This is a genomic window from Streptomyces sp. NPDC056161, assembly GCF_042268025.1.
In the GTDB taxonomy this organism is placed as follows: Bacteria; Actinomycetota; Actinomycetes; order Streptomycetales; family Streptomycetaceae; genus Streptomyces.
In genome coordinates, this window is record NZ_JBHJUV010000061.1 from 41,663 (window position 1) to 50,590 (window position 8,928).

General features: G+C 71.9%; 11 protein-coding genes. 6 read left to right on the top strand and 5 right to left on the bottom strand.

Annotated features, from left to right (window positions below):
• Nucleotides 1–747: a dethiobiotin synthase gene (gene bioD / locus ACFC09_RS38315; RefSeq protein ID WP_376536340.1), complete on the top strand. Its 747-nt coding sequence runs from the start codon at nt 1–3 to the stop codon at nt 745–747.
• Here the strand turns inward: bioD and ACFC09_RS38320 are convergent.
• The 3 genes from ACFC09_RS38320 to ACFC09_RS38330 form a co-directional block, all read right to left on the bottom strand.
• The gene (locus ACFC09_RS38320; protein WP_376536342.1) at nt 740–967 is read right to left on the bottom strand and encodes a hypothetical protein; all 228 of its coding nucleotides are present in this window, start codon (nt 965–967) and stop codon (nt 740–742) included. The genes bioD and ACFC09_RS38320 overlap by 8 nt on opposite strands.
• A 152-nt stretch (nt 968–1,119) precedes the next feature.
• Nucleotides 1,120–1,500 (bottom strand): fic family toxin-antitoxin system, toxin component, encoded by a 381-nt coding sequence (locus ACFC09_RS38325; protein WP_376536362.1) that lies wholly within the window; start codon nt 1,498–1,500, stop codon nt 1,120–1,122.
• Nucleotides 1,501–1,516: 16 nt separating this feature from the next.
• Nucleotides 1,517–1,759, bottom strand: coding sequence for a toxin-antitoxin system HicB family antitoxin (locus tag ACFC09_RS38330; protein ID WP_376536344.1), 243 nt, complete (start codon nt 1,757–1,759; stop codon nt 1,517–1,519).
• Nucleotides 1,760–2,003: 244 nt separating this feature from the next.
• On the opposite strand from ACFC09_RS38330, the gene ACFC09_RS38335 reads away from it, so the two are divergent.
• Entirely contained in the window at nt 2,004–2,969 is a 966-nt protein-coding gene (locus ACFC09_RS38335; RefSeq protein WP_376536346.1) for an LLM class F420-dependent oxidoreductase, read from the top strand.
• Nucleotides 2,966–3,385 carry a GNAT family N-acetyltransferase gene (locus ACFC09_RS38340; protein WP_376536348.1) on the top strand — a complete coding sequence of 140 codons (420 nt, stop codon included), beginning with the start codon at nt 2,966–2,968 and terminating at the stop codon, nt 3,383–3,385. Before ACFC09_RS38335 ends, ACFC09_RS38340 begins: the two co-directional genes overlap by 4 nt.
• A gap of 32 nt (nt 3,386–3,417) precedes the next feature.
• Here the strand turns inward: ACFC09_RS38340 and ACFC09_RS38345 are convergent, their stop codons facing one another.
• Nucleotides 3,418–4,338 (bottom strand): LysR family transcriptional regulator, encoded by a 921-nt coding sequence (locus tag ACFC09_RS38345; protein WP_376536350.1) that lies wholly within the window; start codon nt 4,336–4,338, stop codon nt 3,418–3,420.
• A 185-nt stretch (nt 4,339–4,523) separates the two neighbouring features.
• Between ACFC09_RS38345 and ACFC09_RS38350 the strand changes: the two genes are divergently transcribed.
• Entirely contained in the window at nt 4,524–4,889 is a 366-nt protein-coding gene (locus tag ACFC09_RS38350; RefSeq protein ID WP_376536352.1) for a YybH family protein, read from the top strand.
• Nucleotides 4,890–4,935: 46 nt separating this feature from the next.
• Here the strand turns inward: ACFC09_RS38350 and ACFC09_RS38355 are convergent, their stop codons facing one another.
• Nucleotides 4,936–6,093 carry an acyltransferase family protein gene (locus tag ACFC09_RS38355; protein ID WP_376536354.1) on the bottom strand — a complete coding sequence of 386 codons (1,158 nt, stop codon included), beginning with the start codon at nt 6,091–6,093 and terminating at the stop codon, nt 4,936–4,938.
• Between the two features lie 435 nt (nt 6,094–6,528).
• Between ACFC09_RS38355 and ACFC09_RS38360 the strand changes: the two genes are divergently transcribed.
• A complete protein-coding gene (locus ACFC09_RS38360; protein WP_376536356.1) occupies nt 6,529–7,869 on the top strand; it encodes a hemolysin family protein in 1,341 nt (446 codons plus the stop codon).
• A complete protein-coding gene (locus tag ACFC09_RS38365; protein WP_376536358.1) occupies nt 7,866–8,879 on the top strand; it encodes a hemolysin family protein in 1,014 nt (337 codons plus the stop codon). Before ACFC09_RS38360 ends, ACFC09_RS38365 begins: the two co-directional genes overlap by 4 nt.
• Nucleotides 8,880–8,928 lie beyond the last annotated feature (49 nt).

Consider the following 8,928-nt stretch of genomic DNA (forward strand, 5'->3'; position numbering starts at 1 on the left):
ATGCCGGTACTGGTGATCACGGGCACGGGCACCGAGGTCGGCAAGACGGTCACGACCGCGGCGGTGGCCGCCACCGCGGTCGCGGCCGGCCGTTCGGTGGCCGTGCTGAAGGCCGCGCAGACGGGGGTGGGGCCGGGCGAGCGCGGGGACGCGGCCGAGGTGGCCCGGCTCGCGGGTGCGGTGAGGGCCGCCGAACTGGCCCGCTACCCGGAGCCGCTGGCGCCGGGTACGGCGGCCCGGCGGGCGGGTCTGCCCCCGGTACGTCCGCACGAGGTCGCCGAGGCCGCCGCCAAACTGGCCGCCGAGCACGATCTGGTGCTGGTGGAGGGGGCGGGCGGGCTGCTCGTGCGGTTCGACGCGGCGGGCGGCACCCTGGCGGACGCGGCCGGGCTGCTGGACGCGCCGGTGCTGGTGGTCGCCCCGGCCGGTCTCGGCACCCTCAACGCCACCGAACTGACGGCACGTGAGCTGCGTTCGCGCGGGGTCGAGTTGCTCGGCGTGGTGATCGGCAGCTGGCCCCGGGCCGCCGATCTCGCCGCGCGGTGCAACCTCGCCGACCTGCCGGAGGTCGCCGGTGCGCCGCTGCTCGGCGCCCTGCCCGCGGGGGCCGGCGCGCTGCCGTCGGCCGGCTTCCGCGCGGCGGCGCCGGCCTGGCTGGCCCCGGCCCTGGGCGGCACCTGGGACGCGGAGGCGTTCGGGACCCGGGAGGCACCCCCTGGGCCCGGTGTGCCCGGTGACCTCACTTGACCTGGCCGGAACGCCCGAGAAAACGGAATGTATTGTTCCCGTCCGCCTGGAACAGGAAGTACAGCGACCTGGCCGACGGGTCCAGGGTGTTGCCGGTGGTGAAGCTGAGCGTCTTGGCGATTCCCCGGTAGCCGCCGTCGAAGAGGCGCTCGGCCACGGTGCCCGGCTCGACGGCACCCGGCGCGCCCAGCCTCTCCAGCGCGCGGACGACCAGTCCCACGTCGTCGTACGCCTCCGGGGACCAGCGCCCCGGCGCCGGGCCGTGACGTGTCGCCTTCGAGCGTGTGCCCCAGCCGCACCCCGGCTGTCACGGACTCGGCACAGACCTGATGACCCACCACCGCGGGCCCGGTGATCCTCCCCGGGGGGCGCTCAACGGGCCGTCGTCCACTGCCGCAGCTCCCGCGCGATGTCGGCCACCGACGCCTGACCGCTCTTGACCAGCCGCGCCAGATCGCGGACCTGTTCCGGTGCGGTGGCGACCCTGAGTCCGCTGGCGACAAGGTAGGCGTAGGCGACGGCGGAGGCGAACAGGGCGTTGGAACGCTCCAGCGCGGGGATGTGGATCAACTGCTGGAGCAGCGCGGCGGCGCGTGCGTGCGGGCCCTCGTAGACGGGGATGCCGAATATCTCGGCCCGGTGCCGCTCGACCGCGGCGACCAGGGCACCCCAGTCGGTGACCTGGGGGTCCCCCGGTGTCCGCTGCTCGGCGAGCATGAGCAGCCAGGCGAGGTCGATGTTCAGGTCGTTCAACGGTTCGGCCAACGGTTCAGCGCCGGCCTTCGTTCCGGCCTGCGGCGCGGCCTTCGTCGAACTCCTCCGCGAACACGCCCTCGTACTGCTTCATGAAGTCGGCGGCGGCCTCCACGAAGGTGCGGCCCGCCTCCCCCGTGTCCTGCTGGACCAGTTCCTCTATGTAGCGGTTGACGCTCATGCCCCGGGCCTGGGCACGCTCGCGGGCGGCTCGGGCGGTGCCCTCGTCCACCCGCACGTTCAGTTGGGTCTTGGCCATACGTCGACGCTAGCGTCAAGATGCTAGCGGTGGCAAGCGGGGGCCGGGGGCGGGCTCGGTCGGGGCCGGGGCGGTCCGCGCTCGTCCCGTACGTACCGCAGGATCTCGTCCCCTACGTACCGCAGGGCCTGGTCCCGTACGTACCGCAGGACGCGGACGTCCTGCGCGAAGGGGCTGGCGGCCCTCGCGCAGGGCTGATGGAATCGTCGCGCTGCTTCGCGTCGTACGCCGTCGAGGAGGGTTCATGCCACGGCCGTTTCGCTTCGGGGTCAATCTGCTCGCTCCGGTGCCCGCCGAGGAGTGGCGGGCCAAGTGCCGCCGGGCCGAGGAACTGGGGTACGACGTGATTCTCGTCCCCGACCACCTCGGCATGCCGGCGCCGTTTCCGGCGCTGGTCGCGGCGGCCGACGCGACCGAGCGGCCCCGGCTTGGCACGTTCGTGCTCAACGCCGGGTTCTGGAACCCGGCGCTGCTGGCCCGCGAGGTGGCGACGACGGACGCCCTGACCGGCGGCAGACTCGAACTCGGGCTGGGCACCGGTTACGTCCGGGCCGAGCACGACACCGCGGGCCTGCCCTTCGAATCGCCCGGCGAGCGGGTGGACCGACTGCGGCGCACCGTCGCGGAGTTGGAGCGGCTGCTCGGTTCCACGGAGCACCTGCCGCGCCCCGCCCAGTCCAGGGTGCCGCTGCTGATCGGCGCCAACGGCGACCGGATGCTGCGGCTGACCGCGGAGCACGCCGACATCGCCGCCTTCACGGCGCTCCGTTCGGTAACGGGGAGCGCGACAGGGCAGTTGACACCGATCGGCCCCGAAGAACTCGACGAGCGCGTGGCCCGCTACCGGGAACTGGCCGCGGGCCGTGCGGAGGCCGCCGAGCTGAACCTCCTCCTCCAGGTGGTCGCGGTCACCGACGACCGCGAGGCCGCGCTGCGTCCGCTGCTGGAGCGGCAGCCCCGGCTGACTCCGGAGCAGGCGCTGGCCCTGCCCGTCGTGCTGGCCGGCACCCTGTCGCAGATCACCGGCCAGGTGCGGGCGCGGCGCGAACGGTACGGGTTCTCGTATCTGACCGTGCTGGAGCCGTACATGGAGACGTTCGCACCGGTCATCGCGGAACTGCGCGAAACACAGGCGCCGGGACCGACCGGATCGCAGCCCGCGGAATCCGTTCGCCTGGCCGGCGGGAGGTCTGGTTGGCTCGCTCCATGAACGATCTCCACCTCCGCTGCGCCGCCCTCCCGGACATCGACACCGTGCTGCGGTTCTGGCGCGACGCCGCGGAAGGGACCAGCATCAGCGACGACCACGACGGCGCCGCCCGCCTGATCGCGCGGGATCCCGACGCCCTGCTCCTGGCGGAACGCGACGGTCTTCTGGTCGGGACCGTGATAGCCGGCTTCGACGGTTGGCGCTGCTCGGCCTACCGGCTGGCCGTGCATCCCGCCCACCGTCGGCAGGGCATCGCCACCGCCCTGCTCCAAGCGGCCGAACAGCGCTTCGCCGACCTGGGCGGGCGGCGGGTCGACGCCATGGTCCTGGAGGCCAACGAGCGGGCGCAGCACGCCTGGGCCGCGGCCGGTTACCACCGCGAGGACCACTGGCGGCGGTGGATCAAGGCGCTGTGAGCGGGCGCCGGATCCGGGGTCCGGCCGCTCGGCTACGCCCCGTCCGTCGAGGTGGCCGCGGCCCCGGCCGGTGTGGATGATCCGCCGAAGGACCGCCGGCAGTGTCGCAGCAGCTCGCGCAGCGCCGGGCTCTTGACCTGCGCGGAGATCAGCGCGAGCACCGCAGGCACGTCCGCGTCGCTGATGGCCACGGTCCGCAGCCTCGGGTACGGGGCGGCCATGGTGGCGGAGAGCACGGCGACGCCCAGCCCTCGTTCGGCCAGGTTCGCCACCGCTGCGGGGGCGCTCGCCTGGAGGGCGACGGCCGGAGTCAGGCCGTGCGCCGCGGCCGCCTGGTCGAGCGTCGCCCGGACGCCGGTTCCCTGGGGCAGGCAGATGAGCGGATGGGTGGTGAGTTCGGCGAGGGTGACCCCGTCCTTCTCGGCCAGCGGATGACCGGCGGGGACCGCGGCGACGATCGGCTCGCTGATCACCTGCCGGCTGTCCAGGTCCTCCGGTGCCCGGCGGGCCGCCCCGATCAGTGCCAGGTCGACGCTGCCCGCGCGGACGTGCTCGACCAGCGTCCCGGAGTCGTCCTCGACGAGGCTGATCTCGACGCCGGGATGGGCGAGGTGGAAACTCGACAGGGCGTCGAACAGCGGCTCGACCGTGCAGGCGGTGACCATGCCGACGACGAGCCTGCCACGCACGAGCCCGTTCACCTCGTCGACGGCGCGCCGCAGCGCCTCCATCGAGGACAGGACGGACCGCGCGTGGGTCAGTACCACTTCGCCGACCGCGGTCGGCGCGACCGTACGCCCCGAACGGTCGAGCAGCGTGGCCCCGAGATCGTTTTCGAGCTGGCGGATCTGTGCGCTGATTCCGGGCTGGCTGATGTGCATCAGCTCGGCGGCCCGCGTGAAATTGGCTTCCTGCGCCACGGCGACGAAATACCTCAGCTGCCTGATGTCCATAACTTTTTATTCTAGTGACGATCCCAACTATTGATTGGACTTCTACTCAGCCGCCGCCGGAAAATCGCCACGCCGGTCCCGGTCCCTGTACCGCGACCGGTGCCTGAACCACAGAACAGGACGACCGGTGCCTGAACGGAACAGGACGACCGGTGCCTGGGCCACAGAACAGGAAAGGAACGACCGTGTCCGAGAACGAGAAGGCCATGCGGCCGGAAGACCTCACCCGTCTCTTCGTGGAGCGAGCCAACGCCGGTGACGCCGCGGGGCTCGCCGCCCTGTACGAGGAGGAAGCGGTGATGGCCTATCCGCCGGGCCATGTGACGGTGGGCCGCGAGGCCATCCGGCAGCTGTGGGAGAAGGTGCTGGCCGGCGCACCGCACTTCGAACCGGAGCAGCCGCTCCCAACCCTGGTCCGCGGTGACATCGCGCTGACCGCCACGCCGCCCGGGGACGGCACGGGCGCCCGCGCTCAGGTGGTCAGGCGACAGGCCGACGGCAGTTGGCAGCGCCTCATCGACCAGCCGGAGTTCCGCCCGCCCGCGAACTGAGCGGGCGTCCCGTCACGTCCTCCCTGACGCGACCGCCCGCTCGCCGCTACCCCGCGGCCCTGGCGAACGACCGGTCGAGACCGGTCTTCAGGGCCCTGGCCACCGGCCGCTCCACGAACCGGTGCACCAGCCAGCTCAGCACCAGGAACCCGGCGATCACCGCGACGACCAGCAACCTGGGGTCCAGGACATCACGCAGGCGGTGGATCAGGGTCGTACCGGCCAGGTAGTGCGTCAGGTAGAGCGGGTAGGTCAGGCCGCCGGCGGTGATCAGCCACTTCCAGCGGATGCGGTCGGTCGCGCCGAGGGCGACCGCCACCATCACGAGCATGAACACGGTGAAGATCAGCACGGCTCCGCGCCAGCTGGAGACACCCTCGTAGGCCACCCGGTCGCCCAGTTCCTCCTGGCCCATCAGCCAGGCCATGGCGAGGATGCCCCACAGCAGCAGGTCCTGGCCGAAGCGGTGCATGAGGTAGAGGGCGAGACCCGCGATGAAGTACCAGGCCCCGGTCGGATCGGCCACCACCTCCAGCAGCCGGAAATCGGCGAGCGGCGCGATCATCGCCGCCACGCCCCACACGCAGCAGAAGATCACGACCCTGCGGTACGTCAGGCCCATGGCGACGACGATCAGGAAGAGGAGGTAGAAGCGCAGCTCCGACCAGAGGGTCCAGTAGACCGAGTCGACGTGCGGCACGCCCACGCCGGCCTGCAACATCGTGAAGTTCACCAGGATGTCGTGCAGAGCCAGCCGCTTCCACACCCCGGGCAGCGCCACCAGCACAGCGGTGGTGAAGACGATGGCGAACCAGTACGCCGGGTAGAGGCGGATCACCCGGGAGACGAAGAACTGGCGCGGGGTGCGCCCCCAGCACGACATACAGATGACGAAGCCGCTGATCACGAAGAAGATCTCGACGCCGATCCAGCCGAACGAGGCGAACCGGAACACCGTGGGCATGATGTCGGAGACCGGCCGGTCCCAGATCGCGTTGCCCGGCTTGTTGACCCGATTGGTGCCGACGTAGTGGTGCAGGGCCACCATCAGGGCGGCCACCAGGCGGATGCCGTCGACGACGAACAGCCGAGGGCGGTTGCGGCCCGCGGCCACCGGCTTCTGGGGGGCCGCGGGTCTGGGCGGGCTCTCGGCGAGTGCGACGCCACCGGCGGGTGTCGACGTGCTGCCGCGCACTTCGTGCATCAGAGCTAAGCCAATCCCTCATGAGACAACCAGGACCTCGTGGCCCACGGACGGTTCACGCTACGGCCACGCCTTCCACGCCTTAGGGGCAGGGACGAATAAATCGCGCATGCCGTGACGGAGAGTTACCACAACCCTCGCCGAGCCGATGTGCAACGTTCTCCAATACTTCATCTGCCGTCACTCGCCGCACTCGCGGGGTTGACCGGCCGCCGCCCCGACCCCGGAGCCGGCGCCCGACGCTTCCCTTTGCTGATCCTTTACCCTGGGAGGACGGCGGGTGGCCGGCAGGTCCCCCTCCTGCTCGTGTCCCATCCGCGTCCCATTCGCATCCTCCGACGAAAGGTGTGAGCGTCCACTCATGGACGAGCCTCCCAGTCCGCGACATCGCGCGGTCCTCACCGCCCCGGCCGATCATGGGACGGAGGTGACCCGATGACCGAAGTGCTCCTCCTCCTGGTGGCGGTGCTGCTCTCGCTCGCCTGCGGTGCCTTCGTCGCCGCGGAGTTCTCGCTGACCACGGTCGAACGCGGCGAGCTCGAACGCGCGGCCGCACGCGGTGAGCGCGGCGCGCCCGGCGCCCTCAAAGCCGTACGGAACCTGACGTTCCAGCTCTCCGGTGCGCAACTCGGCATCACGGTCACCAACCTGGTGGTCGGCATGCTCTCCGAGCCGTCCATCGCCCGACTGATCGCGGGCCCGCTCAGATCGCTCGGCGTCCCGTCCTCCGCGGCCGGCACGATCGCCCTGGTCATCGGCACCGCGCTGTCCACGGTCTTCCTGATGGTCGTCGGCGAACTGGTGCCCAAGAACTGGGCGATCTCCTCGCCGCTGGCCGTGGCCAAGCGGGTGGGCAGCCCGCAGCGCTGGTTCAGTGCCGTCTTCCGGCCCTTCATCGCGCATCTGAACAACACCGCCAACCACGTGGTGCGCCGCTTCGGCGTGGAACCGGCCGAGGAGCTGGCCTCCGCGCGCGGGCCGCAGGAGCTGGCGGCGCTGGCCCGGCACTCCGCCAAGGAGGGCGCGCTGGAGCCGGACACCGCCGAACTGTTCGTACGGACCCTGAACCTCGCCGGCCTCACCGCGGAGAACGTGATGACCCCGCGGGTCCAGGTCGTCGCCCTCGACACCCAGGCGACCTGCCAGGACGTGGCCAACGCGACTCGGGCGACCGGGCTGTCCCGGTTCCCGGTCTACCGCGGCAACCTGGACACGGTGGTCGGGATCGCGCACATCAAGGACGTGCTGACGCTGCCCGGCGAGGAACGGGCCCGGCGCAATGTCACGCAGATCATGCGCGAGCCGCTGCTCGTCCCCGAGTCGCTGACCGTCGACCGGCTCCTGGACCGGCTCTCCGGCAAGCGCACGATGGCGGTCGTCATCGACGAGTACGGCGGTACGGCCGGTGTGGCGACCCTGGAGGACATCGTCGAGGAGGTCGTCGGCGAGGTGCGGGACGAGCACGACCCCCACGAGACGCCCGACCTCGCCCCCGCCGGGGCCGACGCGGACGGCAGGGCGGTGTACTCGGCCGACGGCGCCACCCGCACCGACCAGCTCGCCCGGGTGGGCCTGCGGACGCCCGGAGGACCCTACGAGACGCTGGCCGGCCTGGTCGCCGCCGAACTGGGCCGCATCCCCGCGGCCGGGGACACCGTCGAGGTCGCCGGGTGGCGGCTCGACGTCGTCGACGCGTCCGGACACCGGGCGGCCCGGCTGCTGCTGCACGCTCCGCCGGACGACGTGACCGAGGCGAGCGCGGAGGACGGGACATGACCGCCGTACAGTTGCTGATCGGGCTGGCGACGCTCGTCGTCAACGCTTTCTTCGTCGGCGCCGAGTTCGCGCTGATCTCGGTACGGCGCTCACAGATCGAACCGCACGCCGAGGCGGGCGACCGGCGCGCGAAGATCGTCCTGTGGGGGCTGCAGCACGTGTCCGCGCTGATGGCCGCCGCCCAACTGGGCATCACGCTGTGCACGCTGGTCCTCGGCGTGGTCGCGGAGCCGGCCATCGCCCATCTGCTGGAGCCGGTGTTCCACGCGGTGGGCATGTCCACGGGCGCGGGCCACGCCGTGTCGTTCGTGATCGCGCTGGCGCTGGCGACCTATCTGCACATGCTGCTCGGCGAGATGGTGCCCAAGAACGTCGCGCTCGCCGAACCGGTGCGCAGCGCACTGCTGCTCGGCCCTCCCCTGGTCGCCCTGTCCCGGGCCCTGCGCCCGGTGATCTTCACGGTCAACGCCTTCGCGAACGCCCTGCTCAAACTGCTCAGGGTGGAGACGAAGGACGAGGTCACCGCGACGTTCTCGGACGCGGAGCTGGCCCAGATCGTGCGGGACGCCGGCGAGGCGGGCCTGATCGACGACCGGGCGCGGGAGCGGCTGCACGACGCCCTGGAGCTGGGCCGACGGCCGGTGCGGGACGTGGTGGTCCCCCTGGACGACGTGGTCTACGCGCGCGTGGGCGTCACACCCGAGCAGTTGGAGCGGCTGTCCGCCCAGTCGGGCTTCTCCCGCTTCCCGGTGGTGGACGAGGGCCGCCACATCGTCGGCTACCTGCACGTCAAGGACGCGCTGGACGCCTCGCCGCGGGACCTGCCGCTGCGGTTGCAGGACATGCGGCCCATCGCGCGCGTACGGGAGAACACACCGCTGGACGACGTGCTCACCGCGCTGCGCGGCAGCCGTACGCATCTGGCGGCGGTGCTCGGCGCCGACGGGCGGCTGGCAGGGCTGGTCACCATGGAGGACGTGCTGCGGGAGCTGTTCGGCCAGCACGCGTGAGCCCCGCCGGGGCCGGGGGGGCGGGGGGGGGCCGGGCCCCCCCCCCCCC

Excerpts from the sequence above, each read along its gene's own strand:
- ACFC09_RS38345 (WP_376536350.1), bottom strand. The coding sequence starts at position 4,338 with ATGGACATCAGGCAGCTGAGGTATTTCGTCGCCGTGGCGCAGGAAGCC.
- ACFC09_RS38355 (WP_376536354.1), bottom strand. The coding sequence starts at position 6,093 with ATGCACGAAGTGCGCGGCAGCACGTCGACACCCGCCGGTGGCGTCGCA.
- ACFC09_RS38360 (WP_376536356.1), top strand. The coding sequence starts at position 6,529 with ATGACCGAAGTGCTCCTCCTCCTGGTGGCGGTGCTGCTCTCGCTCGCC.
- ACFC09_RS38330 (WP_376536344.1), bottom strand. The coding sequence starts at position 1,759 with ATGGCCAAGACCCAACTGAACGTGCGGGTGGACGAGGGCACCGCCCGA.
- bioD (WP_376536340.1), top strand. The coding sequence starts at position 1 with ATGCCGGTACTGGTGATCACGGGCACGGGCACCGAGGTCGGCAAGACG.
- ACFC09_RS38365 (WP_376536358.1), top strand. The coding sequence starts at position 7,866 with ATGACCGCCGTACAGTTGCTGATCGGGCTGGCGACGCTCGTCGTCAAC.
- ACFC09_RS38340 (WP_376536348.1), top strand. The coding sequence starts at position 2,966 with ATGAACGATCTCCACCTCCGCTGCGCCGCCCTCCCGGACATCGACACC.
- ACFC09_RS38335 (WP_376536346.1), top strand. The coding sequence starts at position 2,004 with ATGCCACGGCCGTTTCGCTTCGGGGTCAATCTGCTCGCTCCGGTGCCC.